Annotated in this window: 22 protein-coding genes; 3 read left to right on the top strand and 19 right to left on the bottom strand. The window is 41.0% G+C overall.

The window, feature by feature from the left end:
• Positions 1-19 precede the first annotated feature (19 nt).
• From GTO83_RS03970 to GTO83_RS03945, 6 genes are all read right to left on the bottom strand, one after another.
• A complete protein-coding gene (locus GTO83_RS03970; protein ID WP_180871840.1) occupies positions 20-466 on the bottom strand; it encodes a GAF domain-containing protein in 447 nt (148 codons plus the stop codon).
• A gap of 79 nt (positions 467-545) precedes the next feature.
• Entirely contained in the window at positions 546-2186 is a 1641-nt protein-coding gene (locus GTO83_RS03965) for an FAD-dependent oxidoreductase (RefSeq protein WP_180871839.1), read from the bottom strand.
• 19 nt (positions 2187-2205) lie between these two features.
• Complete coding sequence (ahpC, locus tag GTO83_RS03960; protein WP_180871838.1) at positions 2206-2769, bottom strand: alkyl hydroperoxide reductase subunit C; 564 nt, start codon at positions 2767-2769, stop codon at positions 2206-2208.
• Positions 2770-2957: 188 nt separating this feature from the next.
• Complete coding sequence (locus GTO83_RS03955) at positions 2958-3464, bottom strand: dUTPase (protein WP_180871837.1); 507 nt, start codon at positions 3462-3464, stop codon at positions 2958-2960.
• The gene (locus tag GTO83_RS03950) at positions 3464-4498 is read right to left on the bottom strand and encodes a hypothetical protein (protein WP_180871836.1); all 1035 of its coding nucleotides are present in this window, start codon (positions 4496-4498) and stop codon (positions 3464-3466) included. The genes GTO83_RS03955 and GTO83_RS03950 overlap by 1 nt, the downstream gene beginning before the upstream one ends.
• Positions 4491-5369, bottom strand: coding sequence for an exonuclease SbcC (locus GTO83_RS03945; RefSeq protein WP_180871835.1), 879 nt, complete (start codon positions 5367-5369; stop codon positions 4491-4493). The genes GTO83_RS03950 and GTO83_RS03945 overlap by 8 nt, the downstream gene beginning before the upstream one ends.
• 190 nt (positions 5370-5559) lie before the next feature.
• Here GTO83_RS03945 and GTO83_RS10930 point away from each other — a divergent pair, with 190 nt between their 5' ends.
• Positions 5560-5685, top strand: a complete 126-nt coding sequence (locus GTO83_RS10930) for a hypothetical protein (protein ID WP_255463158.1) — start codon at positions 5560-5562, stop codon at positions 5683-5685.
• Between the two features lie 232 nt (positions 5686-5917).
• On the opposite strand, the gene glnA is transcribed toward GTO83_RS10930, so the two are convergent.
• Both glnA and miaA read right to left on the bottom strand, forming a co-directional pair.
• Positions 5918-7258, bottom strand: coding sequence for a type I glutamate--ammonia ligase (glnA, locus tag GTO83_RS03940; RefSeq protein ID WP_180871834.1), 1341 nt, complete (start codon positions 7256-7258; stop codon positions 5918-5920).
• Between the two features lie 139 nt (positions 7259-7397).
• Positions 7398-8315 (bottom strand): tRNA (adenosine(37)-N6)-dimethylallyltransferase MiaA, encoded by a 918-nt coding sequence (miaA, locus tag GTO83_RS03935; RefSeq protein WP_180871833.1) that lies wholly within the window; start codon positions 8313-8315, stop codon positions 7398-7400.
• A gap of 111 nt (positions 8316-8426) precedes the next feature.
• Between miaA and GTO83_RS03930 the strand changes: the two genes are divergently transcribed.
• Positions 8427-8603, top strand: a complete 177-nt coding sequence (locus GTO83_RS03930) for a DUF3042 family protein (RefSeq protein ID WP_180871832.1) — start codon at positions 8427-8429, stop codon at positions 8601-8603.
• 63 nt (positions 8604-8666) lie between these two features.
• On the opposite strand, the gene GTO83_RS03925 is transcribed toward GTO83_RS03930, so the two are convergent.
• The 8 genes from GTO83_RS03925 to GTO83_RS03890 all read right to left on the bottom strand — a co-directional run bounded on the left by GTO83_RS03925 (position 8667) and on the right by GTO83_RS03890 (position 15807).
• Complete coding sequence (locus tag GTO83_RS03925) at positions 8667-9083, bottom strand: rhodanese-like domain-containing protein (protein ID WP_180871831.1); 417 nt, start codon at positions 9081-9083, stop codon at positions 8667-8669.
• A 34-nt stretch (positions 9084-9117) separates the two neighbouring features.
• Entirely contained in the window at positions 9118-10089 is a 972-nt protein-coding gene (locus GTO83_RS03920; RefSeq protein WP_180871830.1) for an ROK family glucokinase, read from the bottom strand.
• Complete coding sequence (locus tag GTO83_RS03915) at positions 10086-10325, bottom strand: YqgQ family protein (RefSeq protein ID WP_180871829.1); 240 nt, start codon at positions 10323-10325, stop codon at positions 10086-10088. Before GTO83_RS03915 ends, GTO83_RS03920 begins: the two co-directional genes overlap by 4 nt.
• Positions 10326-10982: a rhomboid family intramembrane serine protease gene (locus GTO83_RS03910; RefSeq protein ID WP_180871828.1), complete on the bottom strand. Its 657-nt coding sequence runs from the start codon at positions 10980-10982 to the stop codon at positions 10326-10328.
• Between the two features lie 10 nt (positions 10983-10992).
• Complete coding sequence (locus GTO83_RS03905; RefSeq protein ID WP_180871827.1) at positions 10993-11547, bottom strand: 5-formyltetrahydrofolate cyclo-ligase; 555 nt, start codon at positions 11545-11547, stop codon at positions 10993-10995.
• Positions 11548-11676: 129 nt separating this feature from the next.
• Positions 11677-11826 carry a 50S ribosomal protein L33 gene (gene rpmG / locus GTO83_RS03900; protein ID WP_180871826.1) on the bottom strand — a complete coding sequence of 50 codons (150 nt, stop codon included), beginning with the start codon at positions 11824-11826 and terminating at the stop codon, positions 11677-11679.
• Positions 11827-12535: 709 nt separating this feature from the next.
• Positions 12536-13669 (bottom strand): non-hydrolyzing UDP-N-acetylglucosamine 2-epimerase, encoded by a 1134-nt coding sequence (gene wecB / locus GTO83_RS03895; RefSeq protein ID WP_180871825.1) that lies wholly within the window; start codon positions 13667-13669, stop codon positions 12536-12538.
• Positions 13670-13746: 77 nt separating this feature from the next.
• The gene (locus tag GTO83_RS03890) at positions 13747-15807 is read right to left on the bottom strand and encodes a penicillin-binding protein 2 (RefSeq protein WP_180871824.1); all 2061 of its coding nucleotides are present in this window, start codon (positions 15805-15807) and stop codon (positions 13747-13749) included.
• 260 nt (positions 15808-16067) lie between these two features.
• Between GTO83_RS03890 and GTO83_RS03885 the strand changes: the two genes are divergently transcribed.
• Positions 16068-18686, top strand: coding sequence for a YfhO family protein (locus GTO83_RS03885; RefSeq protein ID WP_255463157.1), 2619 nt, complete (start codon positions 16068-16070; stop codon positions 18684-18686).
• Between the two features lie 120 nt (positions 18687-18806).
• On the opposite strand, the gene greA is transcribed toward GTO83_RS03885, so the two are convergent.
• The 3 genes from greA to pheT all read right to left on the bottom strand — a co-directional run bounded on the left by greA (position 18807) and on the right by pheT (position 22461).
• Positions 18807-19283 carry a transcription elongation factor GreA gene (greA, locus tag GTO83_RS03880; protein WP_180871823.1) on the bottom strand — a complete coding sequence of 159 codons (477 nt, stop codon included), beginning with the start codon at positions 19281-19283 and terminating at the stop codon, positions 18807-18809.
• A 75-nt stretch (positions 19284-19358) separates the two neighbouring features.
• Complete coding sequence (gene udk, locus GTO83_RS03875) at positions 19359-20009, bottom strand: uridine kinase (protein ID WP_180871822.1); 651 nt, start codon at positions 20007-20009, stop codon at positions 19359-19361.
• Positions 20010-20031: 22 nt separating this feature from the next.
• Positions 20032-22461, bottom strand: coding sequence for a phenylalanine--tRNA ligase subunit beta (gene pheT / locus GTO83_RS03870; RefSeq protein ID WP_180871821.1), 2430 nt, complete (start codon positions 22459-22461; stop codon positions 20032-20034).
• Between the last annotated feature and the right edge of the window lies 1 nt (position 22462).

Raw genomic sequence — 22462 nt, 5'->3', positions numbered from 1 at the left:
TTTTGATGAACACTAAGGCTTAATTAAAAATTAATTTCGTAAGCCCTTCCAAACCAATTTGGTCAGCTTCGCTAAAACGGCTAAGTTTTGGACTATCAATATCTAGGACGCCCCAAAATCGACCATCCTTAAAGACCGGAACAACGATTTCAGAATTAGACGCTGCATCACAAGCGATATGGCCAGCAAACTCATGAACGTTGGGAACAACGATCGTCTTTTCTTGTTGAGCAGCCGTTCCACAAACCCCATTTCCAAGTTGAATGTGAACACAAGCCACCTGCCCTTGGAAAGGCGCCAGAATTAATTCACCGTCCTTCATCCGGTAAAAGCCCGCAAAGTTAACCTCTTCTAAAGAATTAAATAAGAGCGCTGCTAGATTAGCCGTAATCGCAACCCAGTCATCTTCACCGGTAATTAAAGCTTGTGCTTGTGCTTGCAGTAAATCATAATCAGTATCTGCCATTTTTCTCACCTCATGAACATTTTATCAGAATTAAAAAAGGATCCTAAGATTTTATCTTAGAAATCCTCCTACGCTAATCCTACTTTGCCTCTTCGGCTGCCGCAACCAGTTGTTCCAAAGTTTGGCTCCCGAAAATAACTGGGCCGCCATTAATCATCGTTGCGGGAACACTCATAATTTGACGTTCTTCACGAAGCTCCTTAAAGTGAGCTAGATCAATCATCGTAGCCGTAATTTTTGGATTAATTGAAGCCATCTTTTGACAAGCCGCGACCACATCTGGACAAAAATGACAGGTCAAAGAAACCCCAATTTCAAACTTAGTGGTTGGTAATTGCTTAATCCGAGCAACCAAATCTGGTGCAACTTCTTGTCCAGGACCAGCAACGTTGTACAAACCCAGGACTAATGAATTTAATTCATGTCCCGTTGGTACGCCTGCATATTGTAAACCAGTTGCTTTTCCATCAACCAGGAGCCGTAATTGCGGTGCAAAATCAAGATTAGCTGACGCATCAACCGTTACTTCCGATAAATGACTATCTAAACCTGCCAATTCTTGAACAAAGGCAATCAATTCCTGACTTAATTCGTCTCCCGTTGACAAAACTTGTAGCGTTGCATTCTTCGTTAACCGCGCAAAAATTGGACTTAACTGACTAACCAAATCAGGGGTAAACCACTTACCTGTGTGCTTGGTTGCACTTTTATCAACAACCGAACTCGTTTTCCCCACCGGCTTTGGTTTTGGCCGGTTAACCGGAATATGCAGTCGTTTCTTTTGTGCACTTACATATTCTTCAGCCTTAGTTGCGGCAGTTGCCCCATCTGCAGCCGCCGTAATAATTTGCCGGAGATCCTTGTCAATTACATCTCCAGCAGCGTAAACTCCCGGAAGGGCCGTTTCTCCATTTTGATTAACCTTTAGATAACCTTGGGGTGTTTTTTTCAAAGTTGCTGGTAATAAATCGGTTGCTGGCTTAGTTCCAACATAGACAAAGACGCCAAAGGTCTGATCACCTTCGTCGACATGATAAACGGTTTTCTCCTTAGTTTCATTATTAACCAAGGTCATCTCCGTTAAATATTGATCTCCACGAACCATTTCGATTTCGGTATGATACTTAACATCAACCTTTGGATTATCAAGTGCTCGAGCGGCTGTCAATGGCGGACACTGGAATTCGCCTTCTCGAACTAAGACTGTCACATGCTTGGCATACCGGGTTAAGAAATCAGCTTCTTCAGCCGCTGCATAACCGCCACCAACAACGAAGACTTCAAGTCCAGTAAAGAGTTCCCCATCACAGGTTGAACAATAAGCAATTCCTCGACCACGAAATTCATCTTCGCCAACAAAGCCGGCATGGCGAGGACTAGCTCCGGTCGCAATAATTACACTTCGGGTTTGATACTGATGGCCACTCTCGCCCGTTAAAGTTTTAACCTCTCCATCCAGATCAAACTTAACAATCCGATCTTTCTTAATCGCCACTCCAAAATCTTGAGTCTGTTGTTGCATTTGGTGCATTAACTTTGTCCCGTCAATTGCTGGAGCTGCTGGGTAATTATAAACCATCGCAGTGGTGGTAACTTGACCACCAACCGTATCAGCTTCTAAAACCAAAGTGTCCAAAGTTGCCCGGCCAGCATAAATTGCTGCTGAAAGTCCGGCAGGACCAGCACCAATAATAATTAAGTCATAGATTCGATCGGCCATGCTAACGTCCCCTTTTTTATTAGAGTTTCCCAACTAGGTCAAGGCTTGGCTTAATCGTATCATCACCCGGCTTCCAGTTTGCAGGGCAAACGCGGTCACCATGTTCACGAACAAATTGAGCTGCTTGTAAGGTCCGCAAAATTTCGTCAGCAGAACGACCAATTCCCATGTTATTAATCGTATATGATTGAATCTTCCCATCAGGGTCAACAATGAAGACGCCCCGGTATGCTTGACCAGCATCTTCATCTAAAACATCAAACATCCGTGCTAACTTGCCAGCTGGGTCCGCCAACATCGTGTATTGAATCCGGCCAATCTTATCGGAAGCTTCAGCCCAAGCCTTGTGAACAAATTCAGTATCTTCAGAAACAGAATAAATTTCAGCATCAGCATCTTTGAAAGCTTGGTAGTTATCTTGTAATGCTTCCAATTCAGTTGGGCAAACAAAGGAGAAATCAGCTGGGTAGAAGAAGAAGATACTCCACTTTCCTAATACATCAGCTTTTGAAACTTCGATCGTTTCCCCCGCTTGGTAGGCATTTACCTTAAAATCATCAATTTCACGATTCAAAAAGTTCATTATAAATTCCTCCTTGTTTAGAATCATTATTACTTACGGTTTTAATTTATCATTATTCCAAATCTATGTAAAGGCTTTACTACAAATGTTCACAAATATTAGGGAGATTCCCTATTATTGCCTGGCAGCTAATAAATAAAAAAACGGCTTAAGTTAGAATATTCTTCCTAGCCTAAACCGTTTCAAAACTATATTAAGTCATTCAATTTTGCTTGAGTTTCCATAATTACTGACGGATCAAGTTGATAGTCAACTAACCCCAACTTCAATAATAAGTGCCAAGCGTGTTTAAAATCAGCTTGCCGATGCGTGTAGTAGCTTTGCAAAAGCAGATTTTTTATTGCTAAAAATTCTTTATCAAAATCAGCCATTTTCGTAGCAGGCTTTGCTGCCTGAATTTTTTGCCATTGTTTTGCATCTAGAACCACTAAATGGGTCCACTTTAGCCGGGCACTAATAACTAAACACCAGTGAAGGGTCAGGGTGTAAGCTTGGGTTTGATCAAACCTAATTTTTTCACCAAAATGTAACTCGTATTGATTATCACTAACTTGATAGAGGTTACTCAACGCTTGATCCAAATTAATCATGGCGTGCTGTAAATGAGCACTTGGCCCGATCAAAAGATCCCGTTGTTCAAACATTTGATTATCTAGGTTAATTGAGGTTTGTAAGAGCTTAGTAATATTAAACATTAATCAGAAGCCTCTTCATCATCATTAACTGCACTAGCCGGTGCTTCTTCCTTAACTGGTTTAGCATCTGTTGCCGGAGTATGGCGGACCACTCGTTCGTCAGCGGCTGGAGTGTAACTAAAGTTATTGTCCATAATCGCCAGACTTTCCCGATTAATTAAGTACCAATCACGCACTAATGGGTAATGTAAAAGCACATCAAGGAAGGATAAATTCTCCTTTGGATCATTAACCATAAAGAACCATTGCTTACTGTAATCATCAGGATCATAGCAAAGGGTCATCGCTATTTGATCACCCAATTTAAGTTTTGCCCCATTATTCTTAGGCAAGCTTAGAAGAACCGTATCGGTTTCTGCTGTCTTAACAAAAAGCTTATCAATCACTGTTAGCGAAAGTTCTGGTGCTGCTAACTTAAAGTGGGCCTCGTTCTTTGTTGCTAAAATCCCTAAGTTAATCATGAAGTTCAATTTGGATTCCAATAAGTTAGCAAAAGTAACTAGTGGTTTAATAATCCCTTGCAATTCAAGGTCATTATGAGCACTAATTTCTTTAACAATTAGAAAATCAACCAATGCTTGATTGTTGAACTGAAGACTTTGATGAGCCAAATCGAGGTTAAAGAGCGGTTCATGGTCGGTTTGTTCACAGAAAAAAGCCCCCTCTTTCCCTCGTTTTTGTTCAAAACAGAAAGTATAATTGTTTTCGAAACTAGTTAAGCGCATTGCTAACCGGCGATGGAGTGGATCAGGCTTAACCTCTAGCCCTTCGACTCCTTCAAGTTCCAAAAGTCGCCCCATGAAGAGTAAGTAATAATCTTCGGGAGCGTAATGATGAGGGAACTTAACGTAAGCATCCGTTAGATCAAACTTAATTAAATCGCTCGCCGACGATAAAAGTTGATTAGCATCTGTCGTTGTCGCGAGCTGATTAAGTAATTGGACGTATTGTTCCCCCAGCTTAAGTCCAGTTGTGAGTGAAGCCGTTAAGCTAGTGACTTGATCAGTTGCGGTGGAAAGCATTTGCTTAGTCATGTGCAATCACCTGCTTTCCACCGTCAACCAAACTCTTCAAATAGTTGGCATACAGGTTATGATTTTGGACTTCAAAGTCTTCAAAACTTTCAAAAGTATCCACAATACTCTTCCGTTCATAACTTAAGATGGTATTTTCTTTGGAAAGCTCCAAGACCGCTTGGTTGTTTTCCTTAATCTTCCCAGCTGCTGTCCGGGCTTCTTCTTCTTGGTCTTCAAGCTTTGAGAGTTCACTAACAATCGCTTCCCGTGCCTCCCGGTTTTTACTTGATTCAAAGAGGCCATTCCGCGCACTTGCTTCTTTTAATTCCGCTTGAAGTTCTTCTTTCTTTGCTTCACGCTTAGCTTGCGAATCAATTAGATTTTGTAGACGATCATTTTCTTTGGAAAGTTGATCAATCTTTTCGCCATTAAAGCGCTTACCAGATTGGCTAAGTTCAAACGATTGTGCTAATTTTTTGTATTCGGTTTGATCAAAAATAAACCGAATATTCAAGACATCGAGTTCACCAAATTGCCGCCGGTCCCACCAGTTACCAAAGTAAATTCGAAAATGACCAAGTTGGTATTCTTCATAGTAAAAGAAAGGATATGCTTGACTAAGATAGTTAATCAACTTACTACTTAAGTAATTGCTTAAGTGATTTGTAATATCATCGACTAAGGTCATCACCCCAGTGTCATTTGCTTTTTCTTCCCGGTGTAAAATTTCAGCTGCGTACCGTTTTTGATCAAGTAAAGCATAAACCTTTTGATCTTCGTGCGCTTTAACTGCTTGATCTAATTCTTGTAAATAATTAACTTTTTGTTTAATCGATTGATTAATAATTTTGCTGATCGGTTGTGCACCGTTCTCAAATTTGCTTACCATCGGCAACATTCTCCTTAATTTGGTCTATCTTAATCTTACCGACTTTTTCTTAAATTTTAAAGGGTTGAATCGTTCCTTAACGACTTTTTTATCATTTTTATAAGGTAACATCACTTGTTCTTCAAATCTTTTGAACTATAATGAGAGTGTCAAGTAAGTTGACACTCCATATCAAAAGAGGCGAGTTTCGATGGCACTTAGTAAGCAAGAACGCAAAGAAATGGCTCGCAAGGCGATGGAAAAGCGTGGCAATCAAAAGCCAAACGGCTCAGGATTTGCCAAGATCGACGCAGACGCCGCCAAGTTAAATAAATAACGTTTTTAGTACCACAAAGAGGTTGGGAAAAAAGCTCCTTGACGGCCTGGTTGGGATAAGAAGGACGAAGGTTGATTCATTAGAATCGGCCTTTTGTTCGCACTTATCCACTAAGGCCGTGCTTTTTGACCTTAGTTACTGAGTAACATTCGGAGATGACAAGAGGGTGGGAAGAAACTTGAGTTTCTTCCCACCCTCTTTTAATATCTTTAATGCTACCTAGTCACATTCACTAGTATTTTTCCATGTATCGATCCCGTTCCCAGTTTGAAACATTCAACCGGTAAGCAGCATATTCCTTGGTTTTCGCCGTGATAAAGCTTTCAAAAAGATGTTCCCCCATGGCGCCCTTAATCACGTCATCTTGGGCCAAACTCTTTAAAGCGTTGTGTAAAGTATCAGGGAGGTCCTTGATTCCCTTTTCCTTACGTTGAGTCATTGTCATCTTGTAAATGTTTTCATCAACAGCTGGCATTGGTTGTAAGTTTCGCTTTAGGCCATCTAACCCAGCTGCAAGAATTGCGGCAATTGCTAAGTAGGGGTTGGCGGATGGATCAACTGACCGTAATTCAAGCCGGGTACTTAATCCCCGACTTCCTGGGATCCGAATCAATGGGGAACGATTTGAAGCTGACCAAGCAACATAAACCGGAGCTTCATAGCCTGGAACTAATCGTTTGTAGGAATTTACGATTGGGTTGCAGACAGCCGTTAAACTGCGGACATGGTCTAAAACCCCCGCCAAGAAATGATAAGCAGTCTGAGATAATTGTAACGAACCCTTTTCATCATAAAAAGCATTGCCAGCTTCAGTAAAGAGTGACATGTTCATGTGCATCCCCGAACCATTAACCCCAGAAAGTGGCTTTGGCATGAAGGTTGCATGTAAACCGTATTTCTTAGCAATCGTCTTTACTACCATCTTAAACATTTGGATGTTATCAGCAGCTTCGAGGGCATCAGCGTACTTAAAGTCAACTTCGTGCTGACCAGGAGCAACTTCGTGATGTGAAGCTTCAACTGAGAAGCCAAGCTTTTCAAGAGCAAGAACAATATCACGCCGGCAATCTTCACCACGATCAGCTGGTTCCATATCAAAGTAGTTTTCTTGGTCATTAACTTCCATTGTTGGCTTGCCAGTATCATCAGTCTTGAATAAGAAGAATTCTGGTTCTGGTCCAATGTTGAAACTCGTGAAGCCAGCTGCCTTCATTTCGGCCACAAGCCGCTTTAAATTATTCCGGGGATCACCAGCAAACGGCTCACCATCAATCGTATAAACACTGCAGATAACTTGCGCAACCTTGCCATGTTCTTTACCCCAAGGTGAAATCAACCATGTACTCATATCAGGGTAAAGATACATATCACTTTCTTCAATCCGGACAAAACCGTCAATTGAAGAGCCATCAAACATGATTTTGTTTTCGAGTAACTTATCAAGTTGGCTAATTGGTAAATCAACACTCTTGCTCATCCCAAACAAGTCCGTAAATATTAACCGTAAAAAGCGGACGTCTTCGGCCTTAATTAATTCACGTACTTCATCTTTGGTATATTCATGCCTCGTCATTTTGTATAGTTCCTTTCTGGCTAATCCAATCGTGTTTTCCTTTAGAATTTCTAAATTGGTATTAGTTTATCACCCTGGTTTTCCCTGTCAATTTTATCCGTAAATTCCAATGGACATTAGATCGTAAGCGGTTTAAACTTTACTTTTTTAACCATGCCTTAACTTGAGCTTCGATTTCTTCAGTTTGATTTTTTCCCTGTACGAGGTCAAACCAGTGGCAGTCCTCTTGGTTCCGAAACCATGTTAACTGTCGCTTAGCATAGTGGCGCGAATCAAGTTTAATTTTTTCAATTGCCTCATCAAGTGAACATTCTCCAGCAAAATACGGAAATAATTCTCGATAACCAATGCCTTTCCCAGCCGGTAATTTTTCACCTCCTTGGTCATATAACCATCTTGCTTCCGTTAACAATCCACGGGTCATCATCTGCTCCACACGTTGATTAATCCGCGCATATAATTTTTGCCGATCAGTTGTTAGGCCAACGATAAAGTAATCATCTTCTGCAATCGCTTGTGGTTGCTTTGAAAATAATTTTCCCGTCTTTTCGATCACTTCTAAAGCCCGGATGGTTCGCCGTAGATTTTGAACTGGAATTTTTTTTGCAGCTTCTGGATCACGTTGGTTTAGCTGATCCCAAACCGCTTGTTTTCCGATTCTTTCAGCTTGGTGAAGCCACTTTTTACGGATTCGCTTTGACTCTTGCTGATCATTTCCCAAAGCCAGCTCATTGGTCAAAGCATGCAGATAGAAGCCGGTGCCCCCAACGATAATCGGTAACTGACCTTTTTTTGAAATTGATTTGATCTTAGCTTTAGCTTCTTGTTTGAACTCTGCAACGGTGAATTGTTGATCAACATTTCGAATATCAATTAAATAATGTGGGATCCCAGCCTTTTCTACTGGAGTAACTTTTGCCGTCCCAATATCTAGCTTGCGGTAAACCTGCATCGAGTCACCAGAAATCACCGCTCCATTTAACCGTTGTGCAAGGTAAATTGAAAGTGCTGTTTTACCCACTGCAGTTGGACCAACAATCGCAAGTACTTTTGTCATTTAACTCAATAACACCTCTTTCATAAAACTTTCTTGCTTTTTGTGATTATAACTGGCAAAAATGATCTTAATCTTGCATAATAAAGACAGTAACAATAAGGAGGCAGACCAATGAAACAATTTTCAAAAGGTTTTTTAGTTGGAACCTTAGCGACCTTGGGAGCTTTAGCTAGTGGCGTTTTCACCTTTCATAAAACAGTTATAAAGCCAATTGAAGAAACGGAAGAGAAATTTGATACTAACCGTCGAGCTGCTGTTCGGAAAGGCCGCTCTTCTCATCAGTTCTAACTTTATTCAAATAAAAGCGACGCTGACTAAAAAGTCGTACTGACTTTATCGGCGTCGCTTTTTTTAATATTTTGACTTTTTCGTTTTACCAGTCCACTTTGAGTAGCCACCATCTAAAATATAGAGTTGCTTGTAACCCTGCTTAGCTAACCAAACAGCCGCTTGAGTACTCAAAGTCATCCCTTGATCGTATAAGTAAATCGGTAAATCTGCTCTTAGATCCCCCATTTGTTGCTTCATGTAAGCCAATGGCATGCTCCGTGCTCCAAGAATGTGGCCCTTATCAAAATCTTCTTTTGAGCGCACATCTAAGACTTGAGCACGGTGGGACCCCTTTTGAAAGGCTTTTTGGTCTAACATTGTGGCGTACTTTTTCCGCCGCCAACGATTCAAACCTGCGCTTCCTAACCAGATTATCAAAATAATAATGATGACAGCATCAAACATTAACAAGCCACTTGAAACCGATGCAACTACCATTTTTTAATCACACTCCACTAAAAATTGGATTAGCTTATGCAAACTGAGTAGCTAGAGAGGCAGCACCGATAACCCCAGCATCGTTACCAAGTTCTGCTAGCTTTAGCTTGGTTGAAGTCTTAACTGTTGCAAAAGCAAATTCTTCAAAGTACTTTTGTACCCGCTTCAACAAGAAATCCCCAGCGGCTGAAACTCCACCACCAATAACGACAAATTCTGGGTTCAAAGTGTCGGATAGGTTGGCAACTGCCAGACCAAGGTAGTAACAAACCTTATCGACAACTTGATTTGCTAAGTAATCATTTTGCTTAGCTAAGTCAAAGACAATCTTAGAAGTGATTTCATCTCCATCATCAATCATCTTTTTAAGTGGCGAGTTACCTTCATATTCTTCAGCAAGGTCTTGTGCCAAGTGAACAACCCCAGTTGCCGAAGCATATTGTTCAAGACAACCGCGCTTCCCACAGGTACAAAGGTAACCGTTGTTTGGTTCAACCGTGATGTGGCCAACTTCACCAGCCGCTCCACCAACACCGTGAAGGAGTTGCCGATTAGCAATCAAACCACCACCAACACCAGTACCAAGGGTAATGAAGGCAACGTCATCACCATCATTACCGGCGCCCTTCCAACGTTCACCAAGGCCAGCACAGTTTGCGTCATTGTCCAAAGCAAACTTTAAGCCAGTTCCAGCTTCGATTTGTTCTTTGACTGGTTGTAATGTCTTCCAGTTTAAGTTGTAGGCCCCAATCACCGTACCGGCTTTCCGGTCAACTGTTCCGGGAGTTCCCATCCCAATTCCGATAAATTGTTCCTTACTCATCTTGTACAAATCAATGTGGTGATTGATTGAATCAATAATGTCTGGCACAATGTGGGATCCTTCATCAAGAATGTTAGTCCGAATTGACCACTTTTCTTGGATTTCTCCTTCAGCTGTTAAAATTGCAAACTTAATTGTTGTCCCACCAAGGTCAACACCAATGAGTTTCTTGTTACTAGTCATTTTTTCCTTCTCTCCTGTGTTTCATATTTTTCTTCTTCTCGGTGCTCTTTATTAAGAACTAACTTAGCCTGAAGAAAAAGGTCTTTATCAATAACCCGAGCTTGGTAAAGATTATCAATTTCTAAGGCCATTAATTCAATGTCCCAAAGTCGCTTACCAACGTAGACAAAGACATTAAACTGTTTCAAGAGCTGTTGCACGTCATATAGGGTTCGTAACCTCGTTATTGGTCTCACCTAAAACCGCCCCAATCCGTAAAAAAGAAATCCTAAAACAATTAATATAGTGCCACTAAGCAACCGTTTTAGCAAGCTAATTTTCCCCAAACGTGGGGCACCAAGGGCGGCGGCGGCTAAAAAGCCGACTAAAAAACCGCCTAAATGAGCCGCTAAACCAACATGGGGCATAAAAATATCAAAAACGACATTTATAACCACCAAGATTAGAAACTGCCGCGCCATTAAACGAACTCCATTATTATTTCGGAATTCACTCCCTAAAAAGATAAAAGCACCAAATAAACCAAAAATCCCGGTACTAGCACCAGCTGCAATTGCGGTGGGATCGAAAGCAAAACTAGCTAAATTACCACCGAGTACACTTAAAATAAAGAGTCCCAATAACCGCCAATGGCCAAATAATTGCTCAACATAGTATCCAATCAGATACAAAGTTAGCCCATTCATTAAAATATGTTCCCAGCCAAGGTGAATGAAGCCCGCGGTAAAAAGTCGCCACCATTGGCTGTGAACAACTAGTGGCGGATAAAGCGCACCCCAACGTAATAAGTTATATGTCGTAAATCCACCAGTAACTAGCATCCCCAAGTAAATAATTACCATCACACTGATCAAGCAACATGTTACTGGAGCCTTTTGCCAAACTATTTTCACTATTTACCCCTCATTTATCCAAACAGGTCAAAACCTGTTGAACATCGATATCAAAGCTTTCATGCGGCCAAGCTTCTTCATCAGCAACCTGAGCCGATAAAGCAAGCGAAATCGTTTGTCCCTTATAACGGGCCAAGTAGCGATCGTAATAGCCACCCCCAAACCCCAAGCGATGACCGTTTGGGGTAAAAGCAACCCCAGGGACAATGATTAAATCAATATCAGTTGGCAAATAAACTTGCCCATTTACTGGTTCTTGTATTCCAAAAGCCGATTTTTCAAATTTAGTTGCTGAATTAAGTTCAACAAATTCCATTTGTCTTTTTGGCAAAGTTCGCGGTATCACCACAACTTTGCTTGCGGCTTGAGCAGCTTTGATTAGCGACATGGTATTGAGTTCAAAGCCTTGGCTCATGGTTACCGCAATCACTTTGGCCATTTGCCATGCCTTTTGCTGAGTTAATTTGGTGACTAAAGTTGCTTCTTGCCGAAGTTTATCTTCCGGTACTAAATTTTGTATTCGTGAGATAAACTGTTTACGGACTAATTTTTTATTTTCATTCATGTGCCAACCTCTTTTCACTTTACCAATTTCATAGTTAAAGTTATTGTGACAAAATTTTCAAAAAGGTTCAAGCACCATTACCAAAAAAGAAAGAGCCGGGAAAATCCCGGCTCTTTCACTTGAATCCCACTACTTAGTTTCGCGGTGTAAAGTAACCTTATGTTCCCGTGGGCAGTACTTCTTTAATTCCAGCCGATCGGGGTTGTTACGACGGTTCTTACTAGTTAAGTAATTCCGTTCGTGGCACTCAGTGCATTCCATAGTGATGTTTACACGCATTGGTTTTTGCCTCCAAACTTTTTATTTTAACGAGAATACGTTATACGTAACCCTAACTCGTACAACTATAGCATCAATTTCTGCTTTTGGCTAGTCTTTCCTTCGGATTTTCAAAGTAATTTTTACCGGTTTGGATACATGAAATGACCGTTAAAATCGCATCGTAATAGTTATCTGTTGGTAATCTATGAGCAAAAATATATTATTCGCAAGGATACAAATTACTGAATTTTGAAATCTGGTTCAAATTAATCACCACAAAGTCTGGAGCATCGAAGCTGGCCGATTGGCTATTACTAAGTGGATGACTGTTGAAAGATAATCTTAGGGTATCGCTTTAAAGGAGTAATTTTAGGCCTGATGAATATTAAACCAAATTGGACATTCATCAGAAATTTCCGGAAGAAAAACATTCGACGATTAAGAGGTTGGGAAAAAAGCTCCTTGACGGCCTGGTTGGGATAAGAAGGACGAAGGTTGATTCATTAGCATCGGCCTTTCGTTCGCACTTATTCGCTAAAGCCGTGCTTTGGAGCGAACTAGCCAACTGGTTTGGCGTTTGTGAGCCCATGCAAGGCTGAATCGGTTGGTGCGACCGTTAGGGAAGCAACTACCATTCAGCTACTGCTTGGACCTTAGTTACTGAGTAACATTCGGAGATAAAAGAGAGCAATCCATTTTTGATTCATGGTACTAAGTTCTCCCAAATTTATTTAAAATCAGCTGGCCGCGGCCCTTGACCAAAGTAAGCCCAAATTGCATCCAAAATCCGTTCACTAGCATGGCCATCTCCATATGGATTCTTCGCATTGGCCATTGCTTGATAGTGGTCAGGATTATTTAATAAATCAAACATCGCCGCGGTAACCGTCCTCCGTTCAGTTCCAACTAAGCGTAATGTTCCCGCAGTTACCCCTTCTGGCCGTTCAGTTGTATCCCGCAATACCAAGACTGGCTTCCCTAAGCTTGGCGCTTCTTCTTGGACTCCACCAGAATCTGTCATGATAAAGTACGACCGTTGAGCTAGGTTATGGAAGTCAACAACATTAAGGGGCTTGATTAAATGAATCTTGGGATCATTACCAAGAACATCATTTGCCACTGCTTGTACCCGCGGTGATAAGTGAACTGGATAAACCATTTCAACATCATCAACTTGATCAACAACAGCTTTCATCGCTTGGAAGACCTGCAGCATTGGTTCTCCTTGGTTTTCTCGGCGGTGCATCGTGACTAAAATCATCCGGTGATCACTTGTAATTTGTTCTAATACTGGGTGATGATATTCTTTGGTCACAGTTGATTGTAAGGCATCGATAGCTGTATTCCCGGTAATATAAATCCGGTCCTTAGGATGATTTTCTTTCAACAGATTTTGGCGACTAAGACTTGTTGGCGCGAAATACAGTTCACTTAAATCATCAGTCATTTGTCTATTTAATTCTTCAGGGAAAGGTGAATATTTTTGCCAAGTGCGGAGACCAGCTTCAACGTGCCCCACCGGAACTTGTTGGTAGAAACTGGCCAAGCCAGCCGTAAAGCTCGTCGTGGTATCCCCATGGACTAGTACTAAATCTGGTTTTTCAGTTGCGATAATTTTTTCCAAGTTTAATAGAACTCGTGACGTAATTTGACCAAGTGTCTGGTTTGGTTGCATGATGTCTAAATCATAATCTGGCTTAATTTTAAAAATCTTCAAAACCTGATCAAGCATTTCCCGGTGTTGGGCCGTTACTACCGTTGTGGTCTCAAAACGAACATCATTTTTTAATTTTAAAACTAACGGTGCCATTTTTATGGCTTCTGGCCGCGTCCCAAAAACGGTCATAATCTTATATTTCATTTTTCTCCTCCACAGATGAAAAAGCCTGGAAGAACAAGAATGTTTTCCCTGTTGCTTTTAATAATCAATTTTCAATTTTAATTGCTACTTGGCTTTCCTGCAACATACTTCCAATATGCCGCAAAGATTTCACGCGCCATAGTGATGTTTGCGCCACCATCATCGTTAGTTGAACCCGGAATTGATAAGGCCACCACAACTTGTGGATTATTCGATGGCGCATAGCCAGCAAAACTAAGGGTTGTGGTTTCATGACCTTCTGAAACTGTTTCCGCTGTCCCGGTCTTTCCCGAAATCGAAGGCGTAACATCCTTTAACTTCCCAGCCGTAACATAGGTATTTGTCCCGTGCGTAACTAAGTATAAACCTTGGTGAATCAGGTTAAAGTATGACTTTGGTGCATCGATTACGGATTGAACTTGCGGTTCCGTTTCAGATTGAACCTTCCCTAGAGAACCATCTGAATTTGTTTCCCGGATTTGCTTAACTACATATGGTAGTAATTTGTAACCACCGTTAGCAATCGTTGACATGTACTGGGCCAGCTGTATAACCGTGTAAGCATCGTAGTTCCCATAGGACAAGTCAAGCGCACTCCCAATGTGAGACTGGTCCGCAGCCCCTTTATATCCAACCGTTTCACCTGGTAAATCAATCCCCGTTTTAACCCCAAGGCCAAACATATTATAGTAATAACGCATTTTTGTAAAAATACTTGGTTTTAAAGTGATTTGGGTGTCATAGGAATATTTCATACCCCCGATTTTCATCAAAACTTGCATCATGTACGAGTTTGATGAAACTTCAAGGGCTTCCGGAGCTGTTAAGGCCATATTGGCACTCCCGGACTTATTAAACCAAGATGCCTTCACTGAAGTACCAGCAACCTTAATTGGTTTATCCGTTAAAACATTGTTTGACGGTGTAATCACTCCAGTCATCAAGCCAGCCATCAAGGTTGCTGGCTTAACAACTGATCCCAATACGATTGGGTGATTAATCGCCCCAATCTGATCCACCGTTTCTTTCCCCGTCTTCGGGTTCCGATCTATTCCGGCCATGGCATAAATTGCTCCAGTATTTGGATTCATAACGACTGCATAAACCCCTGAAGAATAGGCATTTCCGGCCGAACTATAGTTACTTTCCAAAATACTTTGAACTTTCTTTTGGAATTCGCCGTTAATGGTGAGGACTAAATTGTCCCCTTTCTTACCAGCATATTTAAGCTTCGTAGTAGTTTTATTCCCCGTCGTTGAAACTTCAGTTTGTGACTTTGAACCTGCTAATGTTGCTTGGAAAAGCTTTTCTAGGTACGAAGCCCCAACGTTATCATTTCGGGAATAACCTTGCGCCAATAGTTCATTTTGGGTATCACTCGGAAGCCCAGTAGTCGTAACGGTCCCAACTAAAGATTGAATATCTTTTCCTTGCGGGTAATTTCTGGTCCAAGCAGTCCCAATTTTAACCCCTGGCAATTCACTAAGGTGTTCTCCAACCTCAGAAAGCTCTTTTGCCGTTACACCAGTAGCTTTAATGTTAATGGTGGACAAGGAATAAGCCCCACTCATCGCCCCATAGATCATTGCTTTATTTTTTTCCGCTTCATCGAGGTGGAAAAATTTCGGGTGGTGATTTAAATACTTAACCGCGTCATCATAAGAACTCGTTGCTCCATTTTTGATGTGGGCTACTTTTTCAACCTTTTTTAAATGACTAGTATCTGCTAAGTAATAATCAATCTGGTTACGGTCTGTCAACCGCTCTGTATTTACCTTGATGTAATTACCTAGCCGATTAGCAACCTTGTACATATCAGCATCAGTAACCGTTGATCCCTTTGTATACGTGATTGCCTGGTGAGCCTGATTACCAACTAAAACTTTTCCAGTTGAATCATATATCATCCCTCGCTGAACATTATTCGTTTCAGTAGTGGTATCCGACTGTTTCACCAAAGCCTTATAGGAGGTACCATTTAAAACTTGTAAATAAAATAGCCGGATCCCTAGGGCTAATAATAATAAGGCAACAATCCAGAGTAATAGATTTAAACGAAAAGGAATGGCAGATTGAGAAGTTTGCCGTCTTTCATTTTCTCGATTAAAGATGCCTTTAAAACGTTTGAATAAATTCACAATCGATTCTCCTCGCAATTCGAATGCTGTTATTCTACCAAATTATTGACTACTTGTCCGCATTCAAAATTCCTCATTAACCACTCAATCTTACACTTTATTTTGTTTCAGAGGTAGTGATTTTAAGAAATTTTAATTTCGAGACTTAGTCACATTTTCGGTTTATAATTGTGATCAGCTTAAAACTTAATTGAAGGAGAAAATCAAAGTCAGTAAAATGACTTGATTATCGACAATCTTTTTCTGGAAGGACGGTTATTTTGAAAAAGTCTTTTTTCCACCGCCAATGGGATTTATTACTTTGTTTTAGTATTCCAATTATTATTATGGGAGCCTACTTTGCGAGTCGCAAAATGGCCCCCTTTGGCGCGAGTTCAATTTTAACAGTTGACCTTGGCCAACAATACGTTGATTTCTTTGCATACCTCCGGACGAGCCTCTTACATCACCCAAGTGGCTTGCTATATTCATTTAGTAAGGGACTAGGAGGTGAAATGTGGGGAACAAATGCCTATTACCTACTGAGTCCCCTCAATTTAATTTTACTTGCCTTTCCAAAGCAATGGTTAACCAGTGGTATTCTTTTGTTACTCTTACTAAAGTATGGCCTAGCTGGTTTAAGTTTTGGTTGGCTATTAAAGCGGGAAAGAATCCAAACTGGGATCCGTCTAATTGCCTTTAGTACTTCTTATGCTTTGATGGGTTGGATGATTGCTAACCAGTTAAATTTGCTCTGGCTTGATGTCTTATCTTTATTGCCGCTAGTCATCTATGGATTAATCAAAATCACTCGTCAAGAAAGTTGGTTGCCTTATCTCAGTTGGCTTACCTTACTAATAATCGATAATTATTACATGGCCTGGATGGTTTGCCTATTTACCATTCTTTTTTTCATTTGGCAACTTTCTCGTGTTCAGCTAAAAAAATCGAGAATTGGAAAAATCATTGCTACTTATCTTTTAACTTCGCTAGCAAGTGTTGGTCTAAGTGCTATTATTCTCCTGCCAACGGTAAGTGCTTTGCTAGACAGTAAAGGAACTTATACTGAGACCCAGATTAAATGGAAGTTTGAATATCAACCAATTAAAGAATTGGCAAAGTTAGTTCCTGGCGCTTTTAATTTTAACCAAATGCCGAGTGGACAAGCTAATATTTACGTGGGAATGATCGTTCTCTGCGGGGCCGGTTTATACTTTTTTGTAAATCAAGACCGATGGCCAAGTAAAGTAATCGCTGGCGGCATCATCGTTTTCTTGGTAGCTTCTTTTACCTTACAACCACTCGATTTACTCTGGCACCTCGGTCAATTTCCTGTTTGGTATCCGGCTCGTTTTTCATTTCTGCTCTCATTCTGGCTTGTCTGGCTAGCCGCCCTTACCCTTAAGCCAGGCCAGGAAATTAGAGCGTGGATTCTGCTAAGCTTCGCAGTGACGGCAATCATAATTACGATTATTAATTTACATCTAGCAAAGAATTTAAACTATATTAAGCCGTTGACAATTTATCTTGGCTTGGGCTTTACCATCGCTGCAATTATCTTTTTATATCTAGAACCCTTTCGCTTACCATTTTTCAATCTTGCCTTTGTTTGTCTGACAATTTTTGATGTTGGTTATAATGCAGTTAGTTCTTTGAATAACATTTCTTACGTTAGTCAAGCCCAATTTGCTGACTACACCTTACTACTTGATCAAGTTAGTGAACAAACTAAAAAGCATGACGCTGGCTTTTATCGGGTTGCCAAGGACTTTATGCGCACAAAAGATGATTCCTTCCAAGGTGATTTCTTCACGGGTGATAATTTTAGTTCAACTATGGAACCAGGCGTTTCAAAATTCGTCCAAGCTATTGGTCAACCAGGTGGTGACGGTTTTATTACTTATTCAAACGGAACTCCGGTCACGGATTCACTACTTGGCTTTAAATACTTTTGGCTTGCTCGCCACCAGGGTAAAGACAATCAAAATAATCAAGTCTTGCCACTAACGGCTTCGCGACCAGACTGGCGACGGCAAAAAACGGTTTTCCAAACCAAGCAAATTACAGTTAAGAAAAATAAGTGGGCCCTACCAATTGCTTTTGGCGCAAGTGACCAAGCTAAGAAATTAAAACTTTTAACCTTAGATCCCCTCGCTTATCAATCCCAACTTTATCAAACCCTTGCTGGTAAGAAAACCGACCAAAATCTATTCACAGTCCAAAACTTCGATCACGTTGAATTTGTCAATCTCTCTACGAGTGAACAGATCACTGGCGTTACGGTAAAACGTCAACAACTTCTCGCCCCGGCACAATTAATTTTAACCATTAAGCCGCAAACCAATGACCCCTACTACCTAACTTTAGGCGCAGCACTTAAAGACACGGCAAATATTACCATTAATGGGAATCCACTAAATCAATATGCAACTTATCAGAATACAATTGTAACAACCATCGCTGATCACGAAAAAGGAAAAACCGTTAAGATCACAATTAGTCTAAAAAAAGCGAGTCTATGGCTACAAAATGTAAGTCTGTATCGGCTAAATTCTAAAGCCTTTGAAGCTAGTGCTAAGCAACTTCAATCTGAACCCCTTAAGATCACAAACTGGTATCAAAACCAAATTAAGGGAATAATCCATCTTAAAAGATCACACCAACTAATCATGACAACGATACCATATGCTAAGGGTTGGCACGTTAAACTTGATGGACAAAAGATAACCCCAATCAAGATTGCTGGAACCCTAATGGCCATTCCAGCCACTCAAGGAACTCATCAATTAACAATGACCTATTGGCCACCACTCTTTAATCTCGGAATTATGATTAGTCTGCTCACCTTAGTAGGAGTTATTTTGGTATATCTTGGGCAACGAAAATCTGATCATCGCTGATTAACCTGTTCAAACCAGATCCAGTATAACTTAATTAAAATCTAAAAGGACCAAGAAGGAATTTGCATTTCTTCTTGGTCCTTTTAGATATCTCCGCATGTTATCAGAAAGCTCAACTTATTATTTAACTGATAAAATCTTAACCTTCATCGTCCCTGACGGAATTTCAACTTCGACTTCTTCACCGACTTTATGGCCCAAAAGACCTTTTGCCATTGGTGATTCGTTTGAAATTTTTCCATTCATCGGATCAGATTCGGATTCCCCGACAATCGTGTAAGTTTCAGGTTCCTCGTCAGGTAATTCTTGGAAAGTAATTTCCCGACCCATTGAAACTTCATCCTTGTCAACCGCATCATTATCAATAATGACCGCATATTGAAGCATGGTTTCAATTTGGCTAATCCGCCCTTCAACGAAGGCTTGTTCATCCTTTGCAGACTCGTATTCAGAGTTTTCAGAAAGGTCCCCATAACTCCGAGCAATTTTAATTCGGTTAATAACTTCTGGCCGCCGCTTTAGGCGAAGGTCTTCTAATTCTTGTTCAAGCTTATGCTTTCCTTCTTCCGTCATCGGGAAGCTCTTCTCTTCTGCCATTTTCTCAACATCCTTTCATCTAAATTATACTGTGAAACATTATCACGTTAGTAACTAGATTGCAACTTTATATTTTTATTTGATCGTCAAATGTCCTCGCTTAGCTAAAACATCGCGCACCTTAGTGGTTAAAATATCGATGGCGACATGGTTTTGACCACCTTCGGGAACAATGATATCAGCATAACGTTTCGTCGGTTCGATAAATTGGTGATACATTGGCTTAACCGTCTTTAAGTATTGGGAAATAATTGAATCCAACGTCCGACCACGTTCCTTCATATCCCGTTGAATTCGCCGCAAAATTCGAATATCATCATCGGCATCAACATATACCTTGATATCCATCAAGTCCCATAAGCGTTCATCATCAAGAATCAAAATTCCTTCCAAAATAATGACATCTTGGGGTTCAACATGAACTGTCCTAGCTGACCGCGTGTACTCTTTGTAGTCATAGACCGGCATTTCAATGGATTGATTATGCCGTAATGCATCCAACTGTTGAATCAACAAGTCAGTGTCAAAGGCAAGTGGATGGTCATAATTAACCGCTTTCCGTTCTTCCATTGTCATCATTGCCTGGTCATTGTAGTAAGTATCTTGATTGATAATTTGAATTGATTGTCCCTTCAAGTTATCATAAATTGCTTGTGAAACCGTGGTCTTACCGCTTCCGGAACCACCAGTCACCCCAATTACAATTGGCCGCTTATCATTGTCCATTATTTTCCTCTCATTCTATCTACTAACGAATTTCAGCATTAAGTGTTGCTTTTAAGTAATTAACAACCTTATCGAACGCCGCATTAACTTCTTCTTCTTTCAAAGTTGTATCATTAGCTTGATAAGTTAAGGTATAGGCTAATGACTTCTTGTTACCGGGTAAGTGGATCCCATGGTAAACATCAAAGAGGCGAACGTCCTTTAAGAAGGCGCCACCCTTCCTCTTAATTGCATCTACAATCTCTTGGTTGGTAATTTCTTGATCAACTAAGAGCGCAATGTCCCGCGTTACGGCTGGGTACTTACTAATGTGGACATAGTGCTTATCTCGCTTATCGGCGCTAAGCACAGCTTCTAAATTAAGCTCAAAGACGTAAGTTTCCGGAATCTTATATTTCTTAGCAAGGCTTGGGTGAACTTGGCCAACAAACCCAATTACCTTACCATCGAGAAGGATCTTTGCCGTCCGCCCAGGATGGAGTTCCGGCCGTGTCTTATCAGCGACGTATTCAACCTTACCAGCAACTGCCATGTTAGCAAGGTAAGTGTCAACAATCCCTTTAATCACGAAGAAATCAACTGGAGTCCTCTTAACTGCCCAATTTGGCGCGGTCATTGAACCCGTAACTGCCCCGGCAACGTGTTCTTCTTCCTTTGGCCGTTCGTTTCCATCTGGTAAGAAGACCCGGCCTTGTTCATAAAGGGCAACATCTTCAACCTTCCGCGCGTGATTGTAAGCAATATCAAGTAATAGTCCACTTACAATACTCATCCGGGTAGCAACGTGATCAGAACTCATTGGGTAATCTAGCATCATTGGTTCAGTTGGCTGAGGTTCAACTTCAAACCGCTTAGCTTGTTCAACTGTCGTTAATGAATATGAGATTGCTTGCGTTAAGCCAAGTCCTTCAAGCACATGCCGACTTGCCCGTAAACGTGTTTGCCGTTCATTTAACCCTCCGGCAGTCCGCGTCATTGATGGTAAGGTTGAAGGAATTTGATCATAACCATATAACCGTGCGATTTCTTCATACAGGTCAGCTGGTAATTCAATATCCCAACGCCGAGCTGGAACATCGACCTCTAATTGGTCTTGATCAAGGGAACGTACTTCAAAATCAAGGCGAACAAAGATTGATTCAATGTTGGCCATTGATAACGCTGTTCCCAAGACGTGGTTAACCCGCTTAACTGAAATCACAATCTTTCGATCCTGCACAACGGGCTTAGCAGCTACGATTTTGCCACTCACAACAGACCCCTCAGCTAATTGATTTAACCAGTATGCCGCCTCGTCTAAGGCTTGACTAACGGTTTCCGGATTAATCCCCCGTTCAAAACGCATTGAAGATTCAGAGTGTAAATCCAACCGCCGCGCCTGTTTCCGGACCATCACCGGATCAAAGATCCCTGCTTCTAAGGCAATTGACGTGGTTTGATCATCAACCATTGTAGCTTCACCACCCATGGTACCAGCAAGGGCAACGGCTTGATTAGCACTAGAAATGACGATGTCATGGGCCTTTAATTCCCGCGTCTCCCCGTCTAAAGTAACCAATTGTTCACCATCCTTGGCATGTCGAACGGTTAATTGATGATCTGGTAATTTGTTGTAGTCGAAGGCATGGAGGGGTTGGCCATACTTAAGTAAAATGTAATTAGTAATGTCAACCACGTTATTAATTGGCCGAATTCCTGCATTCCAAAGTTTAATTTGAAGCCACATTGGACTTTCAGCAACGTGTAAATTCTTAATTAGCCGCATTTCATAGGCAGGGGCAATCGCGGTATCATCAATTTTAACTGCTAATTGGCCTTCAATTTTTTCAGTAGTATCCTCTTCAACTTGGTGAGTTTTAAAGCCATTCGGTAAGTCATAAATTGCAGCGAGATCATTAACGTTTCCGAAGATACTTAGCATATCTCCCCGGTTAGGTGTTAAATCAGTATCGATAATGGTGTCATCCATCCCTAAGTATGGGTAAACATCATCCCCCGGCTTAGCATCGTCAGGTAAGAACCAAATTCCCGCTTCATAAGCCTTTGGCGCAATTTTTTCTGAAAAGCCGATTTCTTGTAAGGCACAAAGCATCCCGTTTGATTCAATCCCGCGAATCTTACCCCGCTTAATCTTAACGTTATCCTTAATCCGGGCCCCAACCAAGGCAACAATTACCTTTTTCCCAACTTGGACATTTGGTGCTCCACAAACAATTTGTAAAGTTTCATCATCACTAACCTTAACTTGGCAAACATTCAAATGATCGGAATCCGGATGGGGTTCAAGAGAAACAATTTCCCCGACAACAAGCTTTTTTAAACCATCCATTGGTGAGTAAACATCGTTAATATCAACCGAAGTCCGGGCCAGCTTTTCCGCTAAGTCTGCTGGTTTAATATGTTTTTCTTGCAGCGGCAAGTATTGATTTAACCATTGATATGATACTTTCATT

The organism is Lactobacillus sp. 3B(2020) (assembly GCF_013487845.1).
GTDB lineage: Bacteria > Bacillota > Bacilli > Lactobacillales > Lactobacillaceae > Limosilactobacillus > Limosilactobacillus alvi.
This window is presented reverse-complemented; position numbering and strand designations above follow the sequence as displayed.

What these genes read in the sequence shown, in the direction of transcription:
- ahpC (WP_180871838.1), bottom strand. Translation starts at nt 2,769, where the DNA reads ATGAACTTTTTGAATCGTGAAATTGATGATTTTAAGGTAAATGCCTAC.
- GTO83_RS03925 (WP_180871831.1), bottom strand. Translation starts at nt 9,083, where the DNA reads ATGGTAGTTGCATCGGTTTCAAGTGGCTTGTTAATGTTTGATGCTGTC.
- udk (WP_180871822.1), bottom strand. Translation starts at nt 20,009, where the DNA reads ATGGACAATGATAAGCGGCCAATTGTAATTGGGGTGACTGGTGGTTCC.
- GTO83_RS03920 (WP_180871830.1), bottom strand. Translation starts at nt 10,089, where the DNA reads ATGACTAGTAACAAGAAACTCATTGGTGTTGACCTTGGTGGGACAACA.
- glnA (WP_180871834.1), bottom strand. Translation starts at nt 7,258, where the DNA reads ATGACGAGGCATGAATATACCAAAGATGAAGTACGTGAATTAATTAAG.
- GTO83_RS03950 (WP_180871836.1), bottom strand. Translation starts at nt 4,498, where the DNA reads ATGACTAAGCAAATGCTTTCCACCGCAACTGATCAAGTCACTAGCTTA.
- greA (WP_180871823.1), bottom strand. Translation starts at nt 19,283, where the DNA reads ATGGCAGAAGAGAAGAGCTTCCCGATGACGGAAGAAGGAAAGCATAAG.
- wecB (WP_180871825.1), bottom strand. Translation starts at nt 13,669, where the DNA reads ATGAAATATAAGATTATGACCGTTTTTGGGACGCGGCCAGAAGCCATA.
- GTO83_RS03945 (WP_180871835.1), bottom strand. Translation starts at nt 5,369, where the DNA reads ATGGTAAGCAAATTTGAGAACGGTGCACAACCGATCAGCAAAATTATT.
- miaA (WP_180871833.1), bottom strand. Translation starts at nt 8,315, where the DNA reads ATGACAAAAGTACTTGCGATTGTTGGTCCAACTGCAGTGGGTAAAACA.
- GTO83_RS03970 (WP_180871840.1), bottom strand. Translation starts at nt 466, where the DNA reads ATGGCAGATACTGATTATGATTTACTGCAAGCACAAGCACAAGCTTTA.
- GTO83_RS03955 (WP_180871837.1), bottom strand. Translation starts at nt 3,464, where the DNA reads ATGTTTAATATTACTAAGCTCTTACAAACCTCAATTAACCTAGATAAT.
- pheT (WP_180871821.1), bottom strand. Translation starts at nt 22,461, where the DNA reads ATGAAAGTATCATATCAATGGTTAAATCAATACTTGCCGCTGCAAGAA.
- GTO83_RS03905 (WP_180871827.1), bottom strand. Translation starts at nt 11,547, where the DNA reads ATGAATGAAAATAAAAAATTAGTCCGTAAACAGTTTATCTCACGAATA.
- GTO83_RS03965 (WP_180871839.1), bottom strand. Translation starts at nt 2,186, where the DNA reads ATGGCCGATCGAATCTATGACTTAATTATTATTGGTGCTGGTCCTGCC.
- GTO83_RS10930 (WP_255463158.1), top strand. Translation starts at nt 5,560, where the DNA reads ATGGCACTTAGTAAGCAAGAACGCAAAGAAATGGCTCGCAAGGCGATG.
- GTO83_RS03930 (WP_180871832.1), top strand. Translation starts at nt 8,427, where the DNA reads ATGAAACAATTTTCAAAAGGTTTTTTAGTTGGAACCTTAGCGACCTTG.
- rpmG (WP_180871826.1), bottom strand. Translation starts at nt 11,826, where the DNA reads ATGCGTGTAAACATCACTATGGAATGCACTGAGTGCCACGAACGGAAT.